The sequence below is a fragment of the Rhodococcus sp. DMF-1 genome, assembly GCF_021441945.1.
Classification (GTDB): Bacteria; Actinomycetota; Actinomycetes; order Mycobacteriales; family Mycobacteriaceae; genus Rhodococcus; species Rhodococcus ruber.
The window spans coordinates 24,417-46,733 of sequence record NZ_CP090444.1 but is presented as its reverse complement, the minus strand read 5'-3'; the positions used below and the strand labels follow the sequence as shown (position 1 = coordinate 46,733).

General features: G+C 68.3%; 37 protein-coding genes and 3 pseudogenes. 12 read left to right on the top strand and 28 right to left on the bottom strand.

Annotated features, from left to right (window positions below; all coding sequences use genetic code 11):
- Window positions 1-346 precede the first annotated feature (346 nt).
- The 11 genes and pseudogenes from LZP97_RS27065 to LZP97_RS27015 form a co-directional block, all read right to left on the bottom strand.
- On the bottom strand, window positions 347-598 hold the full coding sequence (locus tag LZP97_RS27065) for a hypothetical protein (RefSeq protein ID WP_048772535.1): 252 nt from the start codon (window positions 596-598) through the stop codon (window positions 347-349).
- A complete protein-coding gene (locus LZP97_RS27060) occupies window positions 595-873 on the bottom strand; it encodes a hypothetical protein (protein WP_048772538.1) in 279 nt (92 codons plus the stop codon). The genes LZP97_RS27065 and LZP97_RS27060 overlap by 4 nt, the downstream gene beginning before the upstream one ends.
- Window positions 874-954: 81 nt before the next feature.
- Window positions 955-1,107, bottom strand: a complete 153-nt coding sequence (locus tag LZP97_RS27055) for a hypothetical protein (protein ID WP_161800547.1) — start codon at window positions 1,105-1,107, stop codon at window positions 955-957.
- Window positions 1,104-2,003: an ATP-binding protein gene (locus tag LZP97_RS27050; protein WP_048772540.1), complete on the bottom strand. Its 900-nt coding sequence runs from the start codon at window positions 2,001-2,003 to the stop codon at window positions 1,104-1,106. The genes LZP97_RS27055 and LZP97_RS27050 overlap by 4 nt, the downstream gene beginning before the upstream one ends.
- Window positions 2,000-2,542, bottom strand: a complete 543-nt coding sequence (locus LZP97_RS27045) for a hypothetical protein (RefSeq protein WP_234575105.1) — start codon at window positions 2,540-2,542, stop codon at window positions 2,000-2,002. The genes LZP97_RS27050 and LZP97_RS27045 overlap by 4 nt, the downstream gene beginning before the upstream one ends.
- A 63-nt stretch (window positions 2,543-2,605) precedes the next feature.
- Window positions 2,606-2,746, bottom strand: a pseudogene (locus LZP97_RS27040) (excisionase family DNA-binding protein); the annotation flags it as partial.
- A gap of 13 nt (window positions 2,747-2,759) precedes the next feature.
- Window positions 2,760-2,900, bottom strand: a complete 141-nt coding sequence (locus LZP97_RS27035) for a hypothetical protein (RefSeq protein ID WP_161800548.1) — start codon at window positions 2,898-2,900, stop codon at window positions 2,760-2,762.
- Window positions 2,897-3,205, bottom strand: coding sequence for a hypothetical protein (locus LZP97_RS27030; RefSeq protein WP_048772544.1), 309 nt, complete (start codon window positions 3,203-3,205; stop codon window positions 2,897-2,899). Before LZP97_RS27030 ends, LZP97_RS27035 begins: the two co-directional genes overlap by 4 nt.
- A complete protein-coding gene (locus LZP97_RS27025) occupies window positions 3,202-3,414 on the bottom strand; it encodes a hypothetical protein (RefSeq protein WP_048772546.1) in 213 nt (70 codons plus the stop codon). Before LZP97_RS27025 ends, LZP97_RS27030 begins: the two co-directional genes overlap by 4 nt.
- On the bottom strand, window positions 3,411-3,650 hold the full coding sequence (locus LZP97_RS27020; protein ID WP_234574929.1) for a helix-turn-helix domain-containing protein: 240 nt from the start codon (window positions 3,648-3,650) through the stop codon (window positions 3,411-3,413). Before LZP97_RS27020 ends, LZP97_RS27025 begins: the two co-directional genes overlap by 4 nt.
- 658 nt (window positions 3,651-4,308) lie before the next feature.
- Complete coding sequence (locus LZP97_RS27015) at window positions 4,309-4,554, bottom strand: helix-turn-helix domain-containing protein (protein WP_048772554.1); 246 nt, start codon at window positions 4,552-4,554, stop codon at window positions 4,309-4,311.
- A 247-nt stretch (window positions 4,555-4,801) separates the two neighbouring features.
- On the opposite strand from LZP97_RS27015, the gene LZP97_RS27010 reads away from it, so the two are divergent.
- The 6 genes and pseudogenes from LZP97_RS27010 to LZP97_RS27345 all read left to right on the top strand — a co-directional run bounded on the left by LZP97_RS27010 (window position 4,802) and on the right by LZP97_RS27345 (window position 7,863).
- Window positions 4,802-5,272, top strand: coding sequence for a helix-turn-helix domain-containing protein (locus LZP97_RS27010; protein WP_152693016.1), 471 nt, complete (start codon window positions 4,802-4,804; stop codon window positions 5,270-5,272).
- Window positions 5,265-5,855 (top strand): hypothetical protein, encoded by a 591-nt coding sequence (locus LZP97_RS27005; RefSeq protein WP_048772560.1) that lies wholly within the window; start codon window positions 5,265-5,267, stop codon window positions 5,853-5,855. The genes LZP97_RS27010 and LZP97_RS27005 overlap by 8 nt, the downstream gene beginning before the upstream one ends.
- A 16-nt stretch (window positions 5,856-5,871) precedes the next feature.
- Complete coding sequence (locus LZP97_RS27000) at window positions 5,872-6,246, top strand: hypothetical protein (protein WP_048772563.1); 375 nt, start codon at window positions 5,872-5,874, stop codon at window positions 6,244-6,246.
- A gap of 38 nt (window positions 6,247-6,284) precedes the next feature.
- Window positions 6,285-6,707, top strand: coding sequence for an ImmA/IrrE family metallo-endopeptidase (locus LZP97_RS26995; RefSeq protein WP_048772566.1), 423 nt, complete (start codon window positions 6,285-6,287; stop codon window positions 6,705-6,707).
- An 11-nt stretch (window positions 6,708-6,718) separates the two neighbouring features.
- A pseudogene (locus tag LZP97_RS27350) lies at window positions 6,719-7,465 on the top strand (site-specific integrase); the annotation flags it as partial.
- Window positions 7,408-7,863, top strand: a complete 456-nt coding sequence (locus LZP97_RS27345) for a tyrosine-type recombinase/integrase (protein ID WP_267966437.1) — start codon at window positions 7,408-7,410, stop codon at window positions 7,861-7,863. The pseudogene LZP97_RS27350 and the gene LZP97_RS27345, both read left to right, overlap by 58 nt.
- 232 nt (window positions 7,864-8,095) lie before the next feature.
- Here LZP97_RS27345 and LZP97_RS26985 read toward each other — a convergent pair whose 3' ends face one another.
- The 4 genes from LZP97_RS26985 to LZP97_RS26970 are packed head-to-tail and all read right to left on the bottom strand — an operon-like array spanning window position 8,096 to window position 10,735.
- On the bottom strand, window positions 8,096-8,479 hold the full coding sequence (locus LZP97_RS26985; RefSeq protein WP_048772397.1) for a hypothetical protein: 384 nt from the start codon (window positions 8,477-8,479) through the stop codon (window positions 8,096-8,098).
- On the bottom strand, window positions 8,476-8,946 hold the full coding sequence (locus tag LZP97_RS26980) for a hypothetical protein (protein ID WP_048772400.1): 471 nt from the start codon (window positions 8,944-8,946) through the stop codon (window positions 8,476-8,478). The genes LZP97_RS26985 and LZP97_RS26980 overlap by 4 nt, the downstream gene beginning before the upstream one ends.
- Before the next feature lie 8 nt (window positions 8,947-8,954).
- Window positions 8,955-9,353, bottom strand: coding sequence for a hypothetical protein (locus LZP97_RS26975; RefSeq protein WP_048772402.1), 399 nt, complete (start codon window positions 9,351-9,353; stop codon window positions 8,955-8,957).
- Window positions 9,353-10,735 (bottom strand): peptidoglycan DD-metalloendopeptidase family protein, encoded by a 1,383-nt coding sequence (locus LZP97_RS26970; RefSeq protein ID WP_234575261.1) that lies wholly within the window; start codon window positions 10,733-10,735, stop codon window positions 9,353-9,355. Before LZP97_RS26970 ends, LZP97_RS26975 begins: the two co-directional genes overlap by 1 nt.
- Before the next feature lie 80 nt (window positions 10,736-10,815).
- Between LZP97_RS26970 and LZP97_RS26965 the strand changes: the two genes are divergently transcribed.
- The 4 genes and pseudogenes from LZP97_RS26965 (at window position 10,816) to LZP97_RS27340 (ending at window position 12,411) form a co-directional block, all read left to right on the top strand.
- Complete coding sequence (locus LZP97_RS26965; RefSeq protein WP_048772405.1) at window positions 10,816-11,076, top strand: hypothetical protein; 261 nt, start codon at window positions 10,816-10,818, stop codon at window positions 11,074-11,076.
- A gap of 111 nt (window positions 11,077-11,187) precedes the next feature.
- A pseudogene (locus LZP97_RS27570) lies at window positions 11,188-11,286 on the top strand (DUF2510 domain-containing protein); the annotation flags it as partial.
- A gap of 321 nt (window positions 11,287-11,607) precedes the next feature.
- Complete coding sequence (locus tag LZP97_RS26960) at window positions 11,608-11,883, top strand: DUF4352 domain-containing protein (RefSeq protein WP_234574934.1); 276 nt, start codon at window positions 11,608-11,610, stop codon at window positions 11,881-11,883.
- Between the two features lie 393 nt (window positions 11,884-12,276).
- Window positions 12,277-12,411, top strand: a complete 135-nt coding sequence (locus tag LZP97_RS27340) for a hypothetical protein (protein ID WP_267966277.1) — start codon at window positions 12,277-12,279, stop codon at window positions 12,409-12,411.
- A 2-nt stretch (window positions 12,412-12,413) separates the two neighbouring features.
- Here LZP97_RS27340 and LZP97_RS26955 read toward each other — a convergent pair whose 3' ends face one another.
- Genes LZP97_RS26955 through LZP97_RS26920 form a run of 8 tightly spaced genes read right to left on the bottom strand, consistent with a single transcriptional unit; the run spans window position 12,414 to window position 16,449 of the window.
- Window positions 12,414-12,848 (bottom strand): hypothetical protein, encoded by a 435-nt coding sequence (locus tag LZP97_RS26955; RefSeq protein WP_048772407.1) that lies wholly within the window; start codon window positions 12,846-12,848, stop codon window positions 12,414-12,416.
- The gene (locus LZP97_RS26950; RefSeq protein ID WP_234575312.1) at window positions 12,848-13,183 is read right to left on the bottom strand and encodes a hypothetical protein; all 336 of its coding nucleotides are present in this window, start codon (window positions 13,181-13,183) and stop codon (window positions 12,848-12,850) included. The genes LZP97_RS26955 and LZP97_RS26950 overlap by 1 nt, the downstream gene beginning before the upstream one ends.
- On the bottom strand, window positions 13,180-13,920 hold the full coding sequence (locus LZP97_RS26945) for a hypothetical protein (protein ID WP_234575311.1): 741 nt from the start codon (window positions 13,918-13,920) through the stop codon (window positions 13,180-13,182). Before LZP97_RS26945 ends, LZP97_RS26950 begins: the two co-directional genes overlap by 4 nt.
- The gene (locus LZP97_RS26940) at window positions 13,872-14,108 is read right to left on the bottom strand and encodes a hypothetical protein (RefSeq protein ID WP_234574932.1); all 237 of its coding nucleotides are present in this window, start codon (window positions 14,106-14,108) and stop codon (window positions 13,872-13,874) included. Before LZP97_RS26940 ends, LZP97_RS26945 begins: the two co-directional genes overlap by 49 nt.
- Window positions 14,105-14,722, bottom strand: coding sequence for a DUF7172 family protein (locus LZP97_RS26935; RefSeq protein ID WP_152693005.1), 618 nt, complete (start codon window positions 14,720-14,722; stop codon window positions 14,105-14,107). Before LZP97_RS26935 ends, LZP97_RS26940 begins: the two co-directional genes overlap by 4 nt.
- 24 nt (window positions 14,723-14,746) lie before the next feature.
- Window positions 14,747-15,385, bottom strand: a complete 639-nt coding sequence (locus LZP97_RS26930; RefSeq protein ID WP_048772412.1) for a DUF7172 family protein — start codon at window positions 15,383-15,385, stop codon at window positions 14,747-14,749.
- A gap of 36 nt (window positions 15,386-15,421) precedes the next feature.
- On the bottom strand, window positions 15,422-15,907 hold the full coding sequence (locus LZP97_RS26925) for a hypothetical protein (protein ID WP_048772415.1): 486 nt from the start codon (window positions 15,905-15,907) through the stop codon (window positions 15,422-15,424).
- Complete coding sequence (locus LZP97_RS26920) at window positions 15,904-16,449, bottom strand: hypothetical protein (protein ID WP_234575309.1); 546 nt, start codon at window positions 16,447-16,449, stop codon at window positions 15,904-15,906. The genes LZP97_RS26925 and LZP97_RS26920 overlap by 4 nt, the downstream gene beginning before the upstream one ends.
- A 182-nt stretch (window positions 16,450-16,631) precedes the next feature.
- On the opposite strand from LZP97_RS26920, the gene LZP97_RS26915 reads away from it, so the two are divergent.
- Complete coding sequence (locus LZP97_RS26915; protein WP_234575307.1) at window positions 16,632-17,186, top strand: hypothetical protein; 555 nt, start codon at window positions 16,632-16,634, stop codon at window positions 17,184-17,186.
- Between the two features lie 94 nt (window positions 17,187-17,280).
- Here the strand turns inward: LZP97_RS26915 and LZP97_RS26910 are convergent, their stop codons facing one another.
- Both LZP97_RS26910 and LZP97_RS26905 read right to left on the bottom strand, forming a co-directional pair.
- A complete protein-coding gene (locus LZP97_RS26910; protein WP_234575305.1) occupies window positions 17,281-18,522 on the bottom strand; it encodes a hypothetical protein in 1,242 nt (413 codons plus the stop codon).
- Window positions 18,523-18,528: 6 nt separating this feature from the next.
- Window positions 18,529-18,846: a hypothetical protein gene (locus LZP97_RS26905; protein ID WP_234575304.1), complete on the bottom strand. Its 318-nt coding sequence runs from the start codon at window positions 18,844-18,846 to the stop codon at window positions 18,529-18,531.
- Window positions 18,847-18,951: 105 nt separating this feature from the next.
- Between LZP97_RS26905 and LZP97_RS26900 the strand changes: the two genes are divergently transcribed.
- The gene (locus LZP97_RS26900; protein WP_234575302.1) at window positions 18,952-19,341 is read left to right on the top strand and encodes a hypothetical protein; all 390 of its coding nucleotides are present in this window, start codon (window positions 18,952-18,954) and stop codon (window positions 19,339-19,341) included.
- A gap of 154 nt (window positions 19,342-19,495) precedes the next feature.
- Here LZP97_RS26900 and LZP97_RS26895 read toward each other — a convergent pair whose 3' ends face one another.
- Genes LZP97_RS26895 through LZP97_RS26885 form a run of 3 tightly spaced genes read right to left on the bottom strand, consistent with a single transcriptional unit; the run spans window position 19,496 to window position 22,299 of the window.
- On the bottom strand, window positions 19,496-21,526 hold the full coding sequence (locus tag LZP97_RS26895; protein WP_234574937.1) for a hypothetical protein: 2,031 nt from the start codon (window positions 21,524-21,526) through the stop codon (window positions 19,496-19,498).
- A 33-nt stretch (window positions 21,527-21,559) separates the two neighbouring features.
- Window positions 21,560-21,898 carry a DUF7240 domain-containing protein gene (locus LZP97_RS27565; protein ID WP_442792846.1) on the bottom strand — a complete coding sequence of 113 codons (339 nt, stop codon included), beginning with the start codon at window positions 21,896-21,898 and terminating at the stop codon, window positions 21,560-21,562.
- The gene (locus LZP97_RS26885) at window positions 21,826-22,299 is read right to left on the bottom strand and encodes a hypothetical protein (protein WP_152693007.1); all 474 of its coding nucleotides are present in this window, start codon (window positions 22,297-22,299) and stop codon (window positions 21,826-21,828) included. The genes LZP97_RS27565 and LZP97_RS26885 overlap by 73 nt, the downstream gene beginning before the upstream one ends.
- Between the last annotated feature and the right edge of the window lie 18 nt (window positions 22,300-22,317).

Below are 22,317 nucleotides of genomic sequence, written 5' to 3'. Positions count from 1 at the left end.
GTCATGCTGCACTCCTCTCTGAGGCGGCGCTGGTTCTTCCGTCGGGTCTGCTGGTAGCAGGACATGCACTTGCCGGCGGCGCCGCGCTGCACGGTGTGCGGGTAGTCCGCGAGCCTCGTGTGGTGCGGACGCATCTCCTTGCCGCACACCGCACACCCGTCGTCGACGATCGCTACGTCCTTCCGGTGCGGCCGCCCCAGCGCGACACTGTGATGCGGGGCCTCGGCCCGGTCCCGAGCCAACAGCTGCCACAGCCTCGGGTCACGCTGAAGCGGCGGCTTCGCCGGGATCGACGCAGCGAACTGGTCCAGCGCCTCCGACCACGACATGTCCGACACAGGCGCGGTCATCGTCCGCTCCGGATCCGCCGCGCCACGTAGTACGTGGTGGTCTCCTCACCGCCGGAGCCGTGGGTGATCAGCAGCCACTCGGTGTCGTCACGCCACGCCCGGTGGAATGCCCGCTCGTCGACGGGCTCCCACGGACCGAACCCCGGGGCCGGGGCCGGCACCACCGCCGGGGTGGGTCGTGTCCGGCTGACCGGATCCCACGCCTCGCACGGGTCACGCATCGGATCGATCGGTTCCGGGGCGCTCATGACGTGCTCACCACCAGGGCCCACAGGATCAGGCCGAGCACGAGCGAGAACGGCAGCCCGATCAGCAGCAGGGCGTACCAGTCGCCGTCGTCGGTGCACTGCGGTTCGTCTGCGGACTCCTCCGCGAGACGCACCAACTCGGCGGTGGTCGGCAGGTGGTCGAGCTCGACCGTCGTCTCCAGGTGTTCGGCCTGGTCGGCCGGGGTGAGGGTGTCGTCGAAGATCAGCGCGGCCGGTACGCGGCGGCGGGTCTCCTCGAAAATGGGCAGCTTCATGGAAGGGTCCTTGTCTGGACGGAGGAATGAAGGTGGGGATTCGGTGGCGGCGCGGCAACCCCACACACGCCGCCACCGAAGTCAGAGAGCGATCCGGATCTCGTGTCCGAACGCGACCTGGGTGTAGCCGTTGGCGAGTTGAATGAGCCACATGTGCCCGCAGGTCGGGTGGGTGGCGATCGGTTCCATACCGACGATCACGCAGCACGCGAACGTCGGCTCACTGTCGTTCACGACGCTGCCTGCGCAGGCCCGGCCGCGGCCGCCGAGCCGAGGGTCCTGATGAGGTCGCCCAGCACCGTGGGCCGGCCGTCGGCGTCGGTCGTCGGAGCGCCGAGCATCTTGTGCCCGTCGACCTCCTTGAACAGGACGAGCAGACCGTCACGGTCACCCGAAAGCCCCAGCGCGCGGGCGCGGTACTCGGTAGCGGTCGGAACCTGCACACCGTCCGACAACCACTCGTCGATCTGCCGAGCGAGATCCTCGCCCGGGAGGGGAATCACCGCGTTGGTCAGCGTGTGGATGCGGGACTTGGTGATGTGCAGGGTGTTCTGCACGTCCAGCTCACCGATCACGTCGAACTCGTACTCCACGCCGTCACGCTGATCGGGCTTCAATCCGATCTTCCGGGGCTCCTTCTTGCCCTTCTCGTTCTCGACGACCACGTACTCGGTCTTCGACCGCATGGTGACGATCACGTGCCCGGGGTACGCCAGCAGCGCGTCGATCATCTTGCGCTCGTCCGGGCGGGCTTCCTTCCATCCGGAGAACGAGTTGCCGCCGCGGGCGCGTCGGTCGACCTGTTCGAGCATGCCTTCGGCGCCCATCCAGTAGTGCGACAGCGAGTCCACCACCACGACGCCGTAGCCTCCGCCGGCCGCGAGGCCGAGCAGTTCGACGAGCGAGAGCGGGCTGAACCGGTCGGGCTTGACGGTGTCGAACGCCCAGCCGTTGAGCCCCACGTACTTCGAGGCCGAGCCGCGTTCGGTGTCGATCACCGCCACCCGATCCGATAGTGCGGTCGCCAGGGCCAGCGCGGTGTACGTCTTGCCGGACCCGGACGGACCACACAGCGCGATGCGGGCCTTGGATGCTTCCTTCGTCGCCGGAGCGAACTGCAGCGCGCTCATCGCGGCTCACCCGCTTCGAGCTCGAGCAGCTGCGACGAGGCCAGCACACGGCGGGCCACGATCGTCGCATCGGCGTTCGGCCGCACCGACAGCACCGGGAGCTTCGCGCGCAACTCCACACCGGGCGGAACCTCACCGTCGGTGACGGCGTCGCGCACGGCCTGGGACCGCGCCCACTCCGGGATCCCCGTCTCCGTCGCGGGCAGCAGCAGGTACGGCGCGTACCGGGAGAGGATCTCGACCACCTCGGCGATGCGGCTCGGGTCCACCAGCGGCAGCCCATCCCCGGCGGGGCCCAGGTCGGGGCGGCGCTGTTCGATCCACTCGTCGAGCTCTCGGATGTTCACGATGACCGGTTCGGGGTCCGGGTCGGAGAGGGAGACGGTGCCAATCTTGGCGCCTCCGAGTCGTGGTGCCTTCTTGTCGCCGGGCTCGAGTTCGTCGGCGGCGGCGGCGCGGGTCTCGTCGACGGCCGCGCGGAGTTCCTTCATCACCGCGGCCTGGACGAGCAGCCGCGTCATGACGTCGTACTCGGTCATGGTGTTGTCACCGGCCTTTCGATCGGAGTTGTCGCCCACAGCACCCATGGACGCTTCAAGCTCGTCGAGATCGATACGCACGACCCGCGGCCCCAGTCGGTATTCCGTGAGGGTTCCGTCGGAAACTCGGCGGTGGATGGTGCACGGATGGACAGCAAGAAGGTCGGCTGCCTCCTGAATCGTCGCCAGGCGACGCCCGTTCATTGCGGTGTTCACATCACTCACCCCACTTCGTCTTTCGTCGTCCGTTGGTGTTGTTGCCGGCCTTGACCACCGCGGGCGGGCCGAGCTTCTTGCGCTGATCGCGGCCCTTCGCCTTCCGCGCGTGGGTCGGCCAGTGCCCGTTGTTCTTGCTCACCTCTGCATCTCCTGCGGGTTGTCGAGGGCTGCCCACGCGGCGAGGAACCGGTCGGCGGCGATCCGCACCCGACCGGCGCGGTCGGTGGTGTCGAGCTCCTCGAACGACTCGAGCTTGACCAGCACGGTGTAGAACTCGAATCCCTTGCCTGTGACGGTGTTCTCGGCGTTCGGGTGGTGGCCGTCGACGTGGGCGGAGATGCGGACGGTGCCGTCTGCGTGGACGGTGACGTCGAACCGCACCATGCCCTCCGTCGCGTCGAGAACCGGCGCGGCGGCGGTGTCGAGTCCGATCGGCGCGCTCATGCTGCGGCCTCGGTGGCGGCCGGGACGGTGACGCCGGCGGCGACCAGTTGGGCGAGCAGGGTTTCCGCGTCGGCGGGTGTGAGGTGCACGCTCGCGTACGCACCGAGATGGACGGCGTAGACGCCGAGCTCGGCGACGCAGTCGGTGACCGCGATACGCCCGACATCGACACTGCTGTTGACGTACGAGCTGCTGGGGCGTGTGGTCATCGGGTGCTCCTGAGGTTGCGGGTGTGGGGGCGGCGTCGGCGCGGCGGCGGGGTGCGGATGAACTCGTCGACGTCGCTGCGGTGGATTCGCCACACCCCGTCCTTGCCGCTGGGCTGGTAGCCGCGCAGCTGCTTGGTGTCCTTGAGGTGGTGCAGCACGGTGTTCGGGTGCATGCCCAGGTAGGCGGCAGCCTGCTTGACGGTCATCCACGGTGAGGTCATCTCGGTGGTGGTCATCGCGGGTACTCGCATGTCCACGTGCGGACCAGGCCGAGGTCGATCGTGTCGACGAGGGTGTACGGCGACGACGTCGGCAGCCGGCGGACGGTGCGCACGACGGTCTCGCCGCGGCGCGTGACGCGGATGACGTACAGGTGTCCGCGGTCGTGGGTGTAGGCGAGGATGCAGCGGCCGCGGTCGGCGCTGCCGGCGTAGTGGTCGACGACGGGCCGGGCCTCGGCGGTGGAGGAGCATCGCGGCGGCGACGACGGCGAGCAGTGCGGCCCGGGCGATGCGACGGGTGCGGCGGAAACGCGGGACGTGCATGGTCAGGACTCGCTTTCCGGGTAGGTGACGTCGGTGATACCGATGTCGGTGACGGGGAAGGCGTCGGCGACGACGCCGTCGATGATGTCGTCGAGATCGCTGCCGGCTTCGAGGAATTCGCAGGCGGCGGCGGGGTGTCGTCGTCACCGTCGAGCCAGGTGCGGTACTCGGTGTCGTCGATGTCGACCGGGGCGATGCGCTCGCGGGTCTCGGTGACCGTGACGAGTACGCGGCGGGTGCGCCGGTCGGTAGGGTCTGTGGTGGTCACTGCTTCTCCAGATCGGTGGTGGCTTGCCCGTCGCGAGGTCCAGTCGCGGCGGGCACTTGTCGTTTCCGGTGCCGGATGGGGTCAGGCAGCCGGGTGGGGGTGGTCGTCGGGGGCGACTTCGAAGAGGTCTTGGAAGGCGTCAGTGCCGAATTCGGCGAGCAGGCCGGCGATGAACTTGGGGCCGGGCGCGGACTTGCCGGTGAGGACGCGGTGGACGGTGGCGGGGTCGACACCGATGCGGGCGGCGAGCTCGCTGTCGGTGGCGATGCCGGACCAGCGCCGGATTTTCGCGAGGCCCTCGGCCTTCAGGGTGAGGGTCGCGTTCATCGCTCCCTCCCTTCGTCTGTGTGGTCTTACCTGCGTGATTGCGGGCATGTCCGGAACTGTACGCACGCAATGGCGTGCATGCAATCAGGGAAGGTCACGATTTCATAACGCACATAGCAGGGTGCCTGTTTGTCCGGTTCGACCTGCGAAAACACACCGGCAGGATTCGTAGCTGCGTTCGATTGCGCGCACGCAACCCGACTGTCGACCGTCTAGCCATTGCGTAGACGCCTATAGAGTGCTGCCCATGTCCGAGAGCTGGTGGGAGTACGTCAACCGGGTGAGCAAACGCGCCTCCCAGGTGGAGATCGCCAAGGCCGCGCGCGTCGACCCGGCCACCGTCTCCCGCTGGAAGCTCGGCAAGACCATCCCCTCCGCCGACAGCGTCATCGCCGTCGCGCGCCACTTCCGCCGCAACCCCGTCGAAGCCCTCATCGCCGCCGGCTACCTCGACAAGACGGAGGCCGGCACCCCCATCGAGCTCCGCCAGAGCGCCGCCGAGATCAGCAACGACCAGCTGATCGAGCTGGTCACCACCCGACTACGCGCCGCCCCCGACCCCAAGAATGTCGACAAGGTCCGGGCCTTGAAACCTGCGAATCAAGGTAATGATCTTGATCATCCGCCCATCACCGGTCTGCCTGCCGCGGCACGCACGCTCCCCACCGAGCACCAGAACCCGCGCCCCGCCGACGGAGACCACAACCAGGATGCGTAGCTCCGCGCTGCCTGCCGTCTGCGGCACCGTCCTCGCCCTGGCGCTCGCCACCGGATGCGGCTCCGAGATCACCGGCCGCGCCTACCCCGTCGGCACCGCCCCCGACGCCCCGGCAACCTCGCCCGCCCGCGGCGGCATGACCGCGCGCGGCAACCACCAGGCCATCGTCGGCCAACGCTATGAGACGCTGTGCACCGGATCGCGCTGCGCCCTCGCCTTCACCGTCACCGACATCGAGACGAACCCCGGCTGCGAGATCCTGCCGTTCGGCTCCGGCGACGGCGACTCGGTACTCGTGCACCTCGAAATCGAAACCACCGCCGACTTCGACCGGTCCTCGCTGACGCTGCCGTTCACCGGTGACGAGTGGCAGGCCGTCACCCGCGACGGCGTCACCGACACCGACGTGCAGGGCATCAGCCTCGACTGCGGCGACGACCCGCCGAACGAGCTGTCCCCGTCCTCGCGCTACCGGTCCGTCGTCGGGCTCGTCGTCCAGGACGCCGGCGGTGTCCTCATCTTCCGGCCCGACACCGTCAACGCCGACCTCGCCGCCGACGGTGGCTGGGAGTTCTCCTACTGACCTCGAGGGGTGATGCGTGTGGACGCATTGGGATGGGATCGACGACAGGGCCCGCGCAGCTGACGCTGCCCTGCACTTCGGCGGCCGCCACTACACACACCTGCGGCCGCACATCGAACACCTGATTCGAACGCACCGACTCGGCGAGGCACTCGACCTCCTCGAGACGGTGATCGCCGGACTCGTCTCCTCGTCCGGGCTGTCGGGCGCCTCGATGCCGACGTGGCACATGTCCACCGCGACCTGGCTGTGCCGCCGCCGCCGCGAATGGGCGCGTGAGGTCGCGCTCTACGAGGCGTGGGAGGCGGCCGAGCACGGGCCGCGCCGGTTCATGTGGGCGCCGCGGCACGCCGAAGCGCGGCGACACGCCGAAGGACAGTGTGATGGATAATCTTTCCCTCTGTTCGAATATGTGTTCGAATGCCCGCTATGACCAAATACCACCCCTGGCGACGCCTGCGATCCTTGCCACACATCAAGGTCACCTGCCGCCACGAACTCCCACCCGGCACAGCAGGACTCACCCGCGGGAACCACATCTGGCTCCACCGCGGACTCGACCAAAAAGGCCGGCGCTCCACCCTCGCCCACGAACTCGAACACCTCGACCGTGGCATCCACCCCGGCCAGGAAGAACACCCCTGGTTCGGCCCCCGCGAAGAACGCACCGTCGAACAACTCGCGGCCCGCCGCCTGATCACCCTCGACGCCCTCATCGCCGCCATGCGCTGGACCACCGACCTGTGGGAGCTGTCCGAAGAACTCTGGGTCGACATGCCCATGGTCCAAGCCCGCCTGCGCGGCCTCACCCCCGACGAACGCACACGACTGAACAAGGCACTCGAGAACTAGGACCCCACCCGATGGCATGGACCAGGCAACTGCCCTCCGGCCGCTACCAAGGCATGTACCGCGACGCCGCCGGCCGCATCCGCTCCGCCGGCACGTTCGATCGCAAGAAGGACGCGATGAACGCCGCGGCCACCAAGGAGCAGTCCGAACAACTGTCCCCCACCTCCGCCGAAGCCGCCCGACTCACCTGGGGCGACTGGGAACCACGCTGGCTCACCGCCCGCCGCGTCGCCCCCGGCACCCTCGCCCGCGACCAACTCCGCCTCGCCAAGCACGTCCGACCCCGATGGGAGAACACCCGACTCCGCGACATCACCGCCCACCAGATCCAGACCTGGCTCCGCGAACTCGAGGACACCGGCCTGTCCCCCTCGACCGTGACCAAGTGCTTCCACCTGCTGTCCTCGTCACTGCGCGCCGCCGTGCACGCCCGACTGCTCACCACCTCCCCCGCCACCGGAGTGAAGCTGCCGAAACAGGGCCAACACCTCGACCGGTTCCTCACCGACGCCGAGCTCGCCGAGCTGCTCTACGAGCTCGACCCGCCCGACGTCCTCGTCGTCGAACTGCTCGTCGGCACGGGCCTACGCCTCGGCGAAGCCCTCGGACTGCACTGGGAATCGGTCGACCTGCTCGCCCGCACCGTCCGCGTCGCCCGCTCCTGGGACTCGGTCGGCCGGACCATGAAGCCACCCAAGTCGTGGCAGCAACGCACCGTCCCCATCTCCCAGCGGCTGGCGAAGATGCTGCAGGACGAGCTCACCGCGCGCGGGCCCGGCACCCCCGCCGACGTGCCCTACGACCCGAAGGTCACCGCCCGCACCGGGCTCGTGCTCCGCGGCCGCCGCGGCAACAACCCCTCGACGGCGCCAAGCTCCGCGCCCGGTGGGAACGAGCCTTCACCCACGCCAACGCCCGGCTCGCCGCCGACGGCCGGGAAGAGATCACCGCCGCCCGACTGCATGATCTTCGCCACACCTACGCGTCGCGGCTCGTCCAGGCCGGCGTCCCGATCCTCGCAGTCAAAGACCTGCTCGGCCACCAGTCGGTGCTCACCACCCAGCGGTACTCGCACCTGGCGAACTCACAGTGGGATGCCGTACGTGCGGTGCTCGGCGACGGCCCGGCGCGTGCAGCACGACGTGCAGCACAGTGACTGTCACAGGCTGTGACAGCCGCTCACAGCGCCCCTCCCACACCCGGGGTCGGTCGGCTGGTCAGGTGCCCGATCGGGGCAGCCGCTCACACACTGTGACAGCGGCCGATCGCCCTTTTAATCCGCAGGTCCCAGGTTCGAGCCCTGGTGGGGGCACCACGCTTCACCAGCCGGAACACGACGACAGGAGCAGAGCCCCACCCGAACGTGCAGCAGAAATGCAGCAGAACGGTCAGGCCCCGGTCGCCTGCTCCCACGGCGGCGGCGTCACCCCGTGCGCAAGCAGCTCCTGCTCGAGGCGCCGCACCCGCGCCTCGAGCAGAGCCTCACGCCGCTCCCACGTCTGACGGTTGTCCACCAATCCCCGGATCTCCGCACGCGCCGCATCCAGATCCCGCCGCGCCGTCTCCAGATCCGCAGACAACCGCTGCACGTCCTTCGTCAACTGAGCCACGCTCGTCTCCCAGATCGTCAACGCCTTCGTGTAGGCGTCCGCCTGCACGGTGTGCTGCGCCGCCTTCTCCGACGAACGGGACGAGAACCGCACCCCCAGGTAGGTCAGCAACGCTGCGACGATGACACCGACGCTCCCCCACATCGTCGAGGCCGCGGTCACCGTTCACCACCCGAGGGCGGAGGAGGCGGTGGCGTCGGGATCACCTCGACGTCGATCGGGTTCGGCCACGACGCCACCACCATCACGATCAGCGCATACCCGATGTAGGTCACCGCGCTGATCCACGCCGTCGGCGAGAACCCGGCCACCCACGCGAACCCGAACAGCATCCCCCACAGCAGCGGCACCGAGGTGATCGCGACGAACCCGGCCCGGTCCGAGCGGGGCGGATCGTACGACGCCGCCGACACCACCGCGACCACCGCAGCGATCAGCCACGGCCAGCCCAGCACCTGCAGCGGCAGCGCGTCGAGCAGCCACGCGAAGGCGCCCTTCCTCGTCGAGGTCGCCGGGGCGATCAGGTAGCTGTACCCGATCGCCGCGAACACCACCGCATGCACGAGCAGGAACCGGCCCCGCCGCCCGTTGAGCCGCCGCGCGACGACGCGCACGATCCGATACGGCATCGCCGGGGCTACCCGCGCCCCGAAATGCGGCGCTCCAACTCCGCGCGCAACTGCCCGACACTGGGGGCGAGCTGCTGTGCCCGCTCCGTGGCGACACGGAGCGTCTCGGTGACGACGGCACCAGGCCCCGGGTGTGCCACTGACGCGGTCCGGTAGTCGACCGGCGTGTCGGTGCCGTCACGGATCGTCGGGGGCTGTGCGCCCTTCGGGTTCGGGGTGTAGAGACCGGCGAGGATGTATACCAGGGTGCCGATGCCGGTGAGCACGGTGGCGGTGTGCCCGAGGTAGGTCGTCACGTCGGCGTCGGTGAACACCCCGAGCAGCGTCAGCCCGCCGAAGATCGCGGCGGCGACGGAGTAGATGACCTGCCGGATCGTCGGCCAGGACGTGTGGATCTTCTGCAGCATCACTTGCCTCCGTTCGCCAGGCGCTGCTCGAGCTGGGCGATCCGCTCGGTCAGCTTCTCGACCAGGCCCGCGGCCCGTTCGGCCTGCCGGGCGGCGTGGAACGCCTGGTAGTCCGCGGTGCGCGCGAAGGTGGCGGAGTCGAGTTCGGCCGGCGGCTGGCCGCCGAGGAACTCCGGCTCGACCAGCGACGGCCGCGGCTTACACAGCCTCGAACAGCTGCCGCTGCTCGGCATCGGACAGTGCCATGAGGAAACCCCTGTGTCGCCCGCGAACAGTGCGCGGAGTTCGGTGATCGTGCCGCGGAACGCGTTCACGTCGATCAGCTGCCCGGTTACCCGGGCGGTCTCGGAGAACTGCAGGATCTGCACCGGCGGACCGCCGGGATGGAAGCCGGCCCACCCGGCGGTGATGGTGCCGGGCGCGGTCTCGTACAGCGTCGAGGCGTAGCCCTTGCCGCTCACGTAGTGCGAGTTCCACAGCGCCGGGATCCCGGCCAGGTTCGGTGAGCCCATGCGGTCGCGCCAGAACCAGCGCGGCAGGTACACCGAGAACACCCGCATACCGCGGACCTGGATCGCGTGGATCCGCGCCCACATGTCCTCGAGCGAGCCGCCGCCGATCGTGTCCTCGTAGTCCAGCTGGATCGGGATCGACGAATCGCCGAGATGCTGCAGCAGCGTGTCGGCCTCCCGTTCGGGGTGGCTGCCGCGCCGACAGAACACGTACCCGCCGAACAGACCCGCGAAGTGCTCGCGCATCTGCTCGCGGGCACGCGGCCAGAACGGGTCGCGATAGCCGCCACCCTCGGTGACCTTGTGGGTGGCGAACACGAACCCTTCCCGCTTGGCCGCAGCGAAGTCGAACTCACGCTGGTGGTTCGACACGTCGATGCCATACAGCACGCGGGACACAGGAACCTCCGGTGTGGGTGCGGACGCCTCGGCCGGGTAGGCCGCGCCCTGCAGGAACGGCATCGGGTCCATTCGACCGGGGCCGAACGGCTGGCGGACGCGGTTGTGGACCTCGACGTGGCAGTGCGGGTCGACACCTCCGTTCGTGGACCGGTCACCGTTGACGTGGGCGATGCGCTGCCCCGCCGTAACCTGCTGCCCGCGCTGCACCTCGGGAACGATGTGGCCGTATACCCACAGGTTCGCGCCTTGCGAGTCGTCGGAGTCGATGTCGAGGTAGTGGCCGAACCCGCCCGGCGACGGGTCCCATCCGACCGAGACGACGGTGCCGGCCTGCACTGCGTACACCGGCTGGCCGGCCGATCCGCCGGGCCAACCGAAGTCCACACCGCGGTGCCAGGTGCCCCAGCGCGGTCCATAGCCCGACGTGATGATGTGGCCCCGGGCCAGTGGCCAGTACCGTGGCGCCATCGGTGTTCCCTCCCCTGATGTCCCGAGTCATTCGCGACCGTACGAGGCCGGGGTGCCGGAGATGGCCGTACGATCCAGCCGTGATCAGACGCGCGCTGGGAACCGTCGCGCTCGCCGCCATGCTCGCAGCCTGCAGCGGCACCGCGGGGACACCCACTTCGGAACCCGACCCGTCCCTGCACTCGTGGGTGGACGAACTCGCCGACGAGATGTGCTTCGACCGCGACGCCCTTCGTGAACTCAGGAACATGATGATCGACGATCCGGAGTGGTCATCGTTGTCTCCGCAGGAGCAGTGGGCGTTCATCGCGTCGATCGACGAGTACCCCGAGGACTGCTGAATCGGACCGAACTTCGTGTGCACTCAGCTGTCTGTGAACAAGGGTCACGCTGTAACAATCCGGGCAGTCCGTTCGACCCTCTCCCAAACAGATGCGTGAGAACGGACAGGAATGAACCCACCGGCCGGCTGGTACTCGGACCCCCAGAATCCCCACATGGAGAGGTGGTGGGATGGCACCCAGTGGGGACCACAGTCCCGACCGAGAGGCGTCTTGGCGCCTCCGCCTCCACCTCCGCCTTCCCGCCCGTCGAAGAAGTCCTATATCCCACTGTGGATCGTCCTCGGGCTCGCCGGCCTCGGCATCCTCGTCACCCTCATCCAGAACGCCGGCGACGACGAGTCATCCTCGTCATCACGAACGACCACGAGAACGGCAGCCGCCCCCAGGACCACGACCGCGGCCCCCGCCCCGCTCCAGGCGACCCCGCCGGCATCTGCCCCCAGCCCGACTGCCGCTGCAACTGCACGGACTCCGGCAGCACCGGCAGGGATCGGGCGGCCGTACCGCGACGGAAAGTTCGAGTTCGTCGTGAACTCCTGGGACGGAACCACGGCGCACATCACGGTCCGGAACATCGGTGACGAACCGCAGTTCATGAATACTTCGGCGCAGTACCTATACGACACTCAGGGCCGAAAATTCGAGCCGGAGGGCAACCTCGGGTCGGAGCTCTTCCTGGCGACATTGAACCCCGGGCAGTCCGCTTCCGGGACATTCACCTACGTCCTCAGCGGCGCCGTTCCCTCCCACCTGGAACTGCACGACTCGATGTTCTCCGGTGGGGTCGAAGTGCCGCTTCGGTGACCGCTTACGGATGAGCCTTCGGCTAGGGCGGCAGAGTCGCCCACTGCACGCCGGGCCGCGGAGGACCGACGTGCGGTGGGCGTCCGATGGTGACGTCGCACGAGCGGCAGGTGTAGACCCGGTGGCCGCCCGCGCCGGGGGTGCAGTCGCACGGCACCCATCCCACGAGGACGGTGCGAGGGCCGAGCCAGTGCCCGTTCGGGCAGCGCGTCGGGGCACGCTCGATTGACGGTCCCATGCTCAATACTCTCGCACATGTGTTCGATTGGAGGTAGGGTTCGCGGCGGCGCGGGCGGTGGAGCCACGCGGCCCGGGAAGCACCGCCCGCGCGTCCCTCTCAGTTGAGCAGAAATACGCTGGTCCGAAAGGTCCGATTCGGAGGACACTGAGCGCATGTCGCGATGGAAGTGGAGTGAGCACGAGCCGCTGTTCGGGGATACCGGATCGACCCGCAGTGCGGCCGTTCTACTGACGGTGACCACGATCGTGCTCCTGCTCGGCACTCTGTTGCTCTACACCGGCCGCTGACCTCAGACGAGCGTCGCGGTCAGCACGGTACTCGTGATGTCCCGCGTGAAGCTGTTGGCGTGCATCGCCTCCACGCGCACCAGATCCCCACGTTCGACCGGCACGGTGATCGACCCGGACACACCGGTGTGGAACGTCCCGGATATCGACCACGTCTGCAGCACCGAATAGCTGCCGCCGACAGGCTTGCGCAGCAACCGCACCCCGGTCCCGGAGGAAGTGGTGCTGTGGGTGATCGCCACGTCCAGCTGCCACGAGCCGCTGCCATTGGCCTCGAACTCGTCGTCGACGAGCACCGTCTCCGGATGCGTACCGGTGACCGCGGCCAGACCGACGATCTTCTCGTACACGCTCGCGGCGGCGAGGTTCTGTGTGGTGATGCGCTGCGCCTTCATCGCCGACAGTGCGGAGCCGCCGCGGACGAACAGGTGCGGCATCAGGCCAGTCCTTCGAAGTCCGCGACCAGGCCCTTGCCCGGTGTGGTGCCGACACCGGTGACGTGCACGGTCAGGACGTCACCGTCGGCGAAGGACCACGGCCCGGTGACGGTGACGCCGGCGACCTGGCTGGCCGCGGCGATCGTCGCGGCGGGCATGCCGGTGGCGGAGCCGTTCTTGCGGACCTCGACCACGAGGTTGCCGGAAGCATCCGCGGTCTCGCAGCGGAACGTCACCTCCGAGAACACCACCCCGGTCGGCCGTTTGATCTTGAGCCCGAGTGGGACGTCGCCGGCGCCGGTCTTGCGGGTGCCGGACTGCGCCACGAATGTCACGTCGTACGGCTGGCTGCCGGGCTGGATCGCGGTGTCGGCCTTGCCGAGGAGGTCTGCACCGCCGCCGCCAAGTCAGCAGCCGGGATGCCGCCGGCGGGTTTGGTGTACTTCGCGGCGATCGCCGCCGCGGTCGCCGCCTGGGCGCGCGCATCGGTGAAGTACAGGTTGGCCGAGCCCTCGGGCACCGCATCGGTCGAGCCCGGGGAGGCACTGATCTCGACGTACGCGGAGCCGGACCACCGGTAGATGCGGCCGGTGTCCAACGCGACGTAGATCTTTCCCACACTGCCCGTCGCCGGAAACCCGGCGAGGTTGGCGTGCTCGAGCACATCGTCGACGTACGACGGCAGCAGCACCGCCGGCACCAGGCCGGATCCGTCGAGGCCGGCGTATCCGTTCGGCTGATTGCGTTCGGACGTGGACTGCTTCCCGGTCAGACCGGGGACGGTGGGGGCATCCCACGTGCCGCCGAGGTCCCCGGTCAGGCGGAGACCGCCCTTCGTCGACGCCGAGGCGTTGGGGATCTGGTCGATGACGACGGCTTCGGCTGCCGCCGCCCACGTTTGCGCCTCACCCGCCGCGGTCTGCGCGGTCCCGGCGTGCCCGAGTGCCGCGTCGCGCGCGTCCTCCGCATCGGCGACGGCATCGGCGAGAGCTGTCTGGTCGACGACGACTTGATCCCGAGCCGCTACCGCCTCGTCGCGGGCCTGCTCGGCCGCGACGACGGCAGCCTGCAACTGTGCGACCGTCGGGGCCGGCTCCCCGGATCGACGGGAAGGACTTCGAGGATCTCCAGGTAGCCGGCGTTGACCAGCTCGACAGCCGTGGCGTCCCACACGATGGTGGTCGTGTCGCCACGCTGCAACCATGCCAGCGAGATCAGACCCCGCACCTTCACCGGGGTGCCACCGATAGGTGCACTCACGTCGTCTCCTCCGGGGCGGGGAACGCCAGGAGGGACAGGGTGTTGCCGCGCACCCACACCTCGTTGATGTCGGCTTCGGCGTTGTCTGCAACGTAGTGTCGGAACCATGCTGCGATGCGGAGCCGCAGAGAGATCGACCGATCCTGCGGCACCGTGACAAACGGCAGCAGATGCACCGTCTCCGGGTCGAGCAGCCACGAATACGTCCGCGGCACCGCCGAGCCGGTCGCCGCCGACCCGACGGTGTCACCGCCACCCCACTCCGAGTCGAACACCGCCGTCGGATCCGGATCAGCAGCCTGCACCCGTTGCTCTCGGTCCTGGCCGACGAACCATGTCACACGCTCACGGACCACAAGCAGCACCGATCCTGTGGTGTGCAGCAACCTGGACCGTCGCTTGATGACCGGCAGCACCCGCACCGGGCACGGATAGGTGTTGGCCCAGTGCAGCTCCTGGTCTACCAGGACCCGGCCCTGATCGTCGGGGTACTTCAGCTCACCGTCGCCACCGGAATCGGACTGAACCACCGCCACCTGCCGCGGCAACGCATGCATCGACAGACCCATCACCCCCGCCGCACTGTGAGTGAACTGACGGCTACTGCAGATCATCGCCACGACTGCCTCCCATTCTCACTACAGGGCAGTGGGGTATGCCACGAACTCGATGCTCGTCCCGAGCACCGCGATGCTGTTGACGTCGTTCGCGTCGGTCGACGGATGGAAGGTGCCGGCAGCCCCGGCACCATAGGGCATGTACATCCGGGCCTTGAAGCGAACCGAGATCGACTCGCCCGCCCCGACAGACACCATCTGCAGCAACACGGTTTGCTGCGGCGCGAACCTGTTGACTTCCACCCGTGGTGTCGCATCACCGGTCGCGGCTGCGCCGACGATGTTGCCGCCACCCCACTCCGAGTCGAACACCGCCGTCGGATCCGGGTCCACCGCGGTGATCGGGACTCCGGGCGCGTCGGTCCCGACCAGCGTGGTCGCCCGGTCCCGCACCACGAGAATATTCGAGGCTGTCGCCGACAGTGCCCGCCGCTGCTTCCGGAGGATCGGCTGCACCCGCACGGGGCACGGATAGGTGTTGGCCCAGTGCAGCGACGCGTCGATCAGGGCGCGGCCGCCGGCGCCGGGGTGGGCGGTGATCGTGCCGTCTCCGGTCGACGTCGCGGTCGTCTGCGCGACCGGCGCTGCGAACGCGAACGGTGACAGCCCGAGGATGCCGCCGTCCTCGGTGAACTGTTCTGAGGTACACACATTCACCATGGCTGCGCACCGTACGCACCCCCGGTGCCGCACCGCCTACGAGCAGCAACTCCGTACGTCCCGCTCGACGCCGCGGACATCCGACTCCACATCGTTGATGTCCGACTCGGCCGTCGACATCCTCGATTCGAGGGACGACACGCGTGACGCCAACGACGACAGCGACGACGACAATGCGGCGTACTTCTGTTCGATCAGCGCCTCGATATAGGCGATCCACTCCTGGGTGGCCGCCGGGGGCACCAGGATCTCCCCTTCCCCGGTGGTCACGTTGGTGGCTTTGAGTACGACCTGCGGCTGCGGATCAGATCCTGCGGTGAGCCCGTTGAGCGGAACCGTCTCGTACTCCTGGGTCAGCGCCCACTCGTTGATTCGCACCACGGTGGACCGCTCCAGCTTGCCGAGGCGGTTCGCCATGTCCTCGAGGGTCTTCGCGTCCTGATCGGTCACACCCGAGCCCGCGGCGGGTGCCGGGGCGGTCAGTGCCGCATCGATCGGCGCCGCATCGATCGGTTCGGTCACGATTCCACCTTCCGCAGTTCCCAGTTGATGTAGAAGTCGGGTCTGGTTCCGACCGAGACGTACAGGGTGTACGAATAGCGTTTCGTTGCCGGCAGCGTATCGACCTCCTCCTTGCCGCTTCGGGTGACGGGTTTGCCGTCCTTCGTGCACTTTTCGACCCACTTTCCCCACCCGAGCAGCGCACCGATGAACCCACCGGTCGGCTCCCACACCTGCTGGCACACGATGGGGCCGCCGGAGGTGACGATGGTGTAGGGCGACGACGAGGTCGGCGCGATCTCGGCGATCTCCGTCTCGCTGCGCGGCGGCGGCGCGTCCTCGACGGTGATCATGATCGACTCGGTACCGGACTGGGCGATCGACCGCACCGTCTGCAGCCGCATCACACTCCCCAGGTCGATGCCGGTGGATGTGGTCGCGATCGGGATCCGCACTCCCGGCATCAGGTCACCGAGCTGCACCGGCGCGCTCGACGACAACCTCGCTGCGTCCGACACAGTGACCGACCGCGGGGTGACCTTCGACCGGTTCAACTCGTCCAACGCCGCAACCGTGCACGCCTGCACCGAATCGGCGGTGTCCGCCTTGACGATCCGCTCAATCCGACCGAACCCCGGATCCTCCGAGGGTCTACCCCCACCGTCGCCGACGACGAGGTGCCGAGCACGGTCACCGACGTCGCCGTCTTGGACCCATCCTTGATCACCGTGACCGGCTCGGAGAAGTGCTCATCCCCCAACGGGGACGCGAGCTCGATCTGCTCGACAGCCGGACCCACGATGAGCACCCCGGCCACGAACTGCCACACCAACCCGAGGTCGGCGAGGTCAGCGAGCTGCTCGGAGACATATCGGGTATTCGGGGTGATGGTCACCGAGCTGAAGACACCGGTCGGGGCGACGATCATACGGTCGACGATGCGGTCCGGGTCGTCGCCTTCGAAAGCGTCCTCGATGATCTGCGCCGCGATGATCGACAGATCGGTATTCGAGAACAGTCGGCCCCGCTTGATCTTGCGGCGCTCGAACCACACCCCGGGTCGGCTGCCGCCACAGTCAACTTCGTACCGACTGCCGCGGTGCGGATCACCGGACCTGTCCACGCGAGCTGCTCACCGCGCCAGACGTTGAGCCGATGCACCCACGGCTCTACATCCCGCGCCACCTGGTCGGTGGCGACGACCGCAGTCGACGCCACCGACACCGACCGCGATTCGCGAGTCCACTCCACCCGGGCGGTGTCCGATGCCGGGATCTCGGCGAGCAACACCCCCGCGTAGTCGGTCAACGTGACGCGCTGCGACACAGCCCCGAGCAACCCCGACATCGTCTACGACTCCCTCGCGATCGTCCACACATCCACCGTCAACTCGGTCAGCGACGCCGGTGTATCGAGCAACACCCCGTAGCTGCCGATGTCGTCGAGCAGCGGGAAGCGCCACGGCGCGCCACCACTTCCCGCACCACCGCGGCCGCGTCCATACGGCCATCGGCGGTGTCGCACCATGCGGTGCCGGTCGCACCGTCGAGGGTCAGGGTCGACCCTGCGGGGATGTAGGAGATGCCGATCTCGGTGAGCGCGCCGCATCGCTCCGCCAGTTCCCACGCCTCGATGCCTGTGCCCGGGACGATCTGCAGCCGCAGTCCCCGCGCCACCTGCGCACCAGTCGTCACCGCCACCCGCACCACATCCGGACGCGCCGCGCGGCCCGTGTCCGCCGGCAACGCCTGCGCGATCCGTTTCGATTCGAGCGGGACGCACACCCCCGCCGAACCGACGGTCGTCAGCTCCCGCACCACCCTCGCCGCCGGTGCAGCGTCCGGATCGAACAGCACTGCTGCACCGGTATCCGTGCAGTCGCCGTCGCATTCTCCGTCCACCGCGACCGTCCAGGTCGGAGTCGACGTCAAGATCCCGGTCAACGACGAGCCGGCGATCGCGACGACGGGGTCGTGGAAGACGTACGGGATCAGCGCAGTCATCGTCCACGACACCGCGAACACCGATGCCTGGGTGTCCTGCCCCCGGGTGAATCCGAACCGGCCTGTCACCGTCGGCGGCGCCGTGGTCACCACCTGGTACAGCGTCCGCCACCGCCCGGCCATCGCTGCCCGTGTCGCCACACCTGTCAGATTCGGATCGAGTTCGGGGGCGGCGGACAGAAACCGCAACGACGTCCCGGTCCCGACTTCCGAGGCGTCGGCGAGCCGTTCTGTCAGCCACCGCAACCCGAACTCCGCACCGGCCGCGGACGACGCCACCAGCAGCGCGGTGATCGTGATCTGTTTCGACCCGAAACGGGTCACACCCGTGGTGGCTCCGTCGCCGAGCCCTTCGACGATCTCCCGCGACAAGGTGGAGGTGTCGAGGCCGTCGACGGACATCGGCCACACCCCGGCGAACTCGAGCGAGTCGGGATTGCCAGGGGTGTGCCATGGTGCTTCGTCGGGCATCACGTACGGCGCGTGCGAAAGCAGCCGCGCCGTGTGGGGCCACGAGTCGTCGTGCCGCACCTCCAACGACAGCGGTCTCACGCCGTTGAGGATGTGCGCGACGGTGCGGCGGGAGTTGATCAGCTCCGTGTCGCCGTAGAACAACAGGCCTCGGTACGCCATCTCCCTCTACCCTCTCAGCCGGGAGGTCAGCGCGGACTGCACCGCCCACCCCGTGGTCGCCGGCTGCGCCGCCGCCTGGATCGTGATCGGCGCGTGCACCTCGGTCCGGTTCGTTCCGACTCCTCCTGCGTTGCCCAGACCGGCCGCCGCCATCGCGTAGGGTGCCAGCGACGGCGCCCCCGCCGCGCGCGCCGCCATCGACGCATACACCTGATCCCACGCCCCGAGCATCTGACCGGTCTGCTCCCAGATGTCGAGCGACCTGGCGCGCTTGGACCGGGCCAGCGGGATGAACGCCTCCCCTTCGTCGAGGGTTCGGCCCACTGGATCAGCCGACGCCGTGGCCGCATGATCGTCGCCGCCGACGGCAGCTTGCCGTTCGCGTACTTCTCCAGCGCCGTGATTCCCCCGGCCGCGTAGGAGCGGAAGTTGAACCCGCCGTCCTCCATCCGCTTACCACTGCCGGTCTCGACGACCCGGATGGTGTGCGTCGAGCTCGTGTTGCGGCCGTTGAGCGAGGAGATCTGCGCCGCCACCGCCCCCACGTTCGACGACACCGAATGGAACGAGCTGGTGCCGGACTGCATCGACGCGATCTGCCCGATCACCGCGCCGACGTTCGACGTCACCGTGTGCGCGGTGACCTTCGACCCTGGGATGCTGTTGATCTTCCCGGTGACCTCGTCCGCGTTAGTGTGGACCTGGACCTGCACCGGCGGTGGCGAGGGGATCGCCGGCATCGGCGGCACCTGGAACTGCAGCGGAACCGGCACCGTCGGCGGAGTCGGAATCTGCGGCGCGGCGGGCAGCGGACCGTAGGCGATCGGGATCGTCACGGTCTTCATGACCTTGGTCTTCGAATCGATATCCGCGGAGAACCCGGCCGTGTCGGCGAGGACCTTGACCTTCACCGGCGGCGGCTGCGGCGGCGCGAAGTTGAAGAACCCCGAGCCGTCCGGCTCGACCATCACCTTCACCTTCGGCGGCACGTCGAGCTTGAACCCGGCGGTCTGCTCGACGTCGACCATGACCTTCGTCTTCGGCGGGATGTCGAGTTTGAAGGGGTGGACTCGACGTCGACCATCACCTTGGCCTTGGGCGGGATATCCAGTTTGAACGGCTTGACGTCGACCTCGACCGGGATCTTGTGACTGTCGGTCTCGATGTCCACCTTGACCTTCGGCGGCTTGTTCGTCGTCAGACCATGCCACTGCGGCTCGACGTCCACCTTGATCTTCGGACCCGGCATGGATTCGAGCTTCTCGACGCCGACCTTGTCGATCTCCGGGGTGGCCTTGAACTTCACCGGCCCGAGCTTCTGCAGCGCCCCGTCGATGGCCTTGGAGATGTCGTCCCCGATGAACGGCAGATTCCCGAAAGTGTCCTTGAGCATGCCCAGGATGGCGTGCGCCATCTCACGCATCTCGCCCATGACGTTTTTCGGGGAGATGACGTCCCAGATCCCGTCCAGGGTGTTCTTCACGGCCATGCCCGCGTTGAGGACAGCGTCGAACGCGGTCGCGACCGCGGTGATGCCGTCGGCGACCGACTGCCCGTCGATGCTGGACATGAACTCGCCCCACGTGTTGGCGAGGTTGGCAATCGAATCGATGGTGCCGGACCAGTCCGCCGAGGACAGCTCCGCCCACAGGTCCTTGAACCCTTGGATGAACGGGTCGAGGTTGCCGGCGTCGATCCAGCCCATCAGGTCCGAGAAGCCCTGCGCGACGGCGGGGATGGCGTCGCCGACGCTCTCGAGGATGCCGGGCAGCTTCTGCCAGACCCGGTTCGCAGCCTCGACCACGGCCGGGTCGCCGAACTTCGACATGAAGTTGCCGAACGCCTCGGTCAGCCGCGGCAGGTTGTCGATCAGGTTCTTGATGTGCGGCACACCGGCCTGGAAGGCCTTCTCCAGCGCGGGGCCGAGCTGATCCGCGATCTCCGGGAGCTTGCCGGTCAAGTGGTCGATCAGGCCGGAGACACCGTCGGTGATCCGCTCCAACGAGGGGGCGATTCGGTCGAACACTCCCGGCAGCGAATCGAACATCCTGGTCAGGGCTGGTCCGAGCCGCTCAGCGATCTCGGAGAATCGCTGCTTGACCTTGTCGAGGTTGGCGATCATGTTGTCGTACACGCGGTCGTCGGCGAGTACGCCTTGCCACGCCATGAACCCCGCGATGCCGCCGGTGATCGCTGCAGACATCGCACCGGCGGCGGCAGTGACCGCACCCATGGCTCCGGCCAGGGCGATGGGGATCGCGCCGGCGGCGACCGCCGCCGCCGAGGCCGCGGTCGTGACCATCGCGATCGCCCCGACTGCCGAGGTCGCAGCCGAAGCGATGCCACCGAGCATCGACCCGACCGACGACAGCGCGCCGCCGCCGAGAGACCCGCCGAGGTTGGTCAGCGACTGCAGCATCTGGGTGAGCATCTGCAGCTGAGAGTGGTTGACGTCGATACCGATGTTCACCGACCGCGGCCGAGTCAGGTACGCGAGTTGGGCCTCGACCTGCCCGGCGTTGGTCAGGTTGGCGCGGATGTCGACCGTGCGATTCTGCACCGCGGCCAACGCCCCGAGCTGCGACTGGTCGACGTTCATGCTGACGTCGACCTGCCGTGGCCGGGTGAGGGTGGCCATCTGCGCGTTGAACGCCCCCGCGTTCTGGATGTCGAGCCGCACCCCGATGCTCTGATCGGAGAACCGGTCCCCGACGTCGGTGTCGCCGAGCAACGCGACGCGCACGACGAATTCCTTGTCGGCGCGGTCCATGTCGCGCAGGAACCGGTCGAACGCGGTGCGGTCGACATCGACATCGACGTCGACCTCGCGGGGCCGCAGCACCGTCGCCATCTTCGACTCGAAGCGGGAAACGTCCGCGTCGACCTCGACCTTGAGGGTCTCGTTGATGTTGCGCAGCGCGGCGGCGACCGCGGCCCGCACCTCGGCGGGCAGGGACGAACCGTCAGCAGAGAGTTTGAGTTTCGCTTCGCCGACGGTCGTCATGGCCGCGGACGGTACGAGGTGAGGGTGCCGCGTTCACCCGTCGGTGAACGCGGCCATCTCGTCCTCCCGGCTCCACCCCGGCGGCGGAGTATCGGTGTCCGGATCCGGCATCGGTGGCGGCGGATACATCTGCCGCATGTACTTCTGCCGCTCCTCCGGCGCCATCGTCTCGAGGATGAGTTGTTCGACGACGTCGAGGAGCTGGTGGAAGCCGAGCATGCGCAGCGGGTCGTGGATCCCGGCGAGCACCATGCGGGCACGCAGCGGGGGCCACTGCTCCGTCGTGGCCTGGGCGAGGGCTACGACGGCTGGGTAGGGCGCGAGGTCTCCCCGGTGAACAGCGTGGTGAGCAGCTGGTCGAGCTTGTCGAATCCGAAGTCCGCATCGTCCGGGTCGGCGAGCCGCTCGAGCATCCGGGCCAGGGACTTCTCGGACATGTGCTTGGACAGGAACACCATCGGTGCGTCGTTGCGGACCGAGGCCGGGGCGTGCTTGGACACCTGCATGTTCCACACCAGGGCGGCGTCGGTGGTCGGGTAGCGCACTTCCCAGGTCTCGCCGGCGAACTCGACAGTGTCGTGCGGCCACGGCGGCGCCTCCTCGTCGTCGCCGTCGTCCGCGCTGTCGGTGTCCGGATGGGTGTCGGCCGACGGGGTGTCGCCGCCGGTGCGGGCCGCGAGCTCGGCCTCGCGCTTCTCCAGGGCCTCACGCTCGGCCGAGATCTTCGCGAGCTCACGTTCCAGTTCGATGCCGTTCTCAGGGGTGGTGGTCATGGCGCGCATCATGCGACC

Coding starts and splice junctions, on each gene's coding strand:
- LZP97_RS27065 (WP_048772535.1), bottom strand. CDS start 598: ATGAGCGCCCCGGAACCGATCGATCCGATGCGTGACCCGTGCGAGGCG.
- LZP97_RS27060 (WP_048772538.1), bottom strand. CDS start 873: ATGAAGCTGCCCATTTTCGAGGAGACCCGCCGCCGCGTACCGGCCGCG.
- LZP97_RS27050 (WP_048772540.1), bottom strand. CDS start 2,003: ATGAGCGCGCTGCAGTTCGCTCCGGCGACGAAGGAAGCATCCAAGGCC.
- LZP97_RS27045 (WP_234575105.1), bottom strand. CDS start 2,542: ATGACCGAGTACGACGTCATGACGCGGCTGCTCGTCCAGGCCGCGGTG.
- LZP97_RS27030 (WP_048772544.1), bottom strand. CDS start 3,205: ATGAGCGCGCCGATCGGACTCGACACCGCCGCCGCGCCGGTTCTCGAC.
- LZP97_RS27025 (WP_048772546.1), bottom strand. CDS start 3,414: ATGACCACACGCCCCAGCAGCTCGTACGTCAACAGCAGTGTCGATGTC.
- LZP97_RS27020 (WP_234574929.1), bottom strand. CDS start 3,650: ATGACCACCACCGAGATGACCTCACCGTGGATGACCGTCAAGCAGGCT.
- LZP97_RS27015 (WP_048772554.1), bottom strand. CDS start 4,554: ATGAACGCGACCCTCACCCTGAAGGCCGAGGGCCTCGCGAAAATCCGG.
- LZP97_RS27010 (WP_152693016.1), top strand. CDS start 4,802: ATGTCCGAGAGCTGGTGGGAGTACGTCAACCGGGTGAGCAAACGCGCC.
- LZP97_RS27005 (WP_048772560.1), top strand. CDS start 5,265: ATGCGTAGCTCCGCGCTGCCTGCCGTCTGCGGCACCGTCCTCGCCCTG.
- LZP97_RS26995 (WP_048772566.1), top strand. CDS start 6,285: ATGACCAAATACCACCCCTGGCGACGCCTGCGATCCTTGCCACACATC.
- LZP97_RS26980 (WP_048772400.1), bottom strand. CDS start 8,946: ATGCCGTATCGGATCGTGCGCGTCGTCGCGCGGCGGCTCAACGGGCGG.
- LZP97_RS26975 (WP_048772402.1), bottom strand. CDS start 9,353: ATGCTGCAGAAGATCCACACGTCCTGGCCGACGATCCGGCAGGTCATC.
- LZP97_RS26970 (WP_234575261.1), bottom strand. CDS start 10,735: ATGGCGCCACGGTACTGGCCACTGGCCCGGGGCCACATCATCACGTCG.
- LZP97_RS27340 (WP_267966277.1), top strand. CDS start 12,277: ATGTCGCGATGGAAGTGGAGTGAGCACGAGCCGCTGTTCGGGGATACC.
- LZP97_RS26955 (WP_048772407.1), bottom strand. CDS start 12,848: ATGCCGCACCTGTTCGTCCGCGGCGGCTCCGCACTGTCGGCGATGAAG.
- LZP97_RS26935 (WP_152693005.1), bottom strand. CDS start 14,722: ATGATCTGCAGTAGCCGTCAGTTCACTCACAGTGCGGCGGGGGTGATG.
- LZP97_RS26930 (WP_048772412.1), bottom strand. CDS start 15,385: ATGGTGAATGTGTGTACCTCAGAACAGTTCACCGAGGACGGCGGCATC.
- LZP97_RS26910 (WP_234575305.1), bottom strand. CDS start 18,522: ATGGCGTACCGAGGCCTGTTGTTCTACGGCGACACGGAGCTGATCAAC.
- LZP97_RS26895 (WP_234574937.1), bottom strand. CDS start 21,526: ATGACGACCGTCGGCGAAGCGAAACTCAAACTCTCTGCTGACGGTTCG.
- LZP97_RS26885 (WP_152693007.1), bottom strand. CDS start 22,299: ATGACCACCACCCCTGAGAACGGCATCGAACTGGAACGTGAGCTCGCG.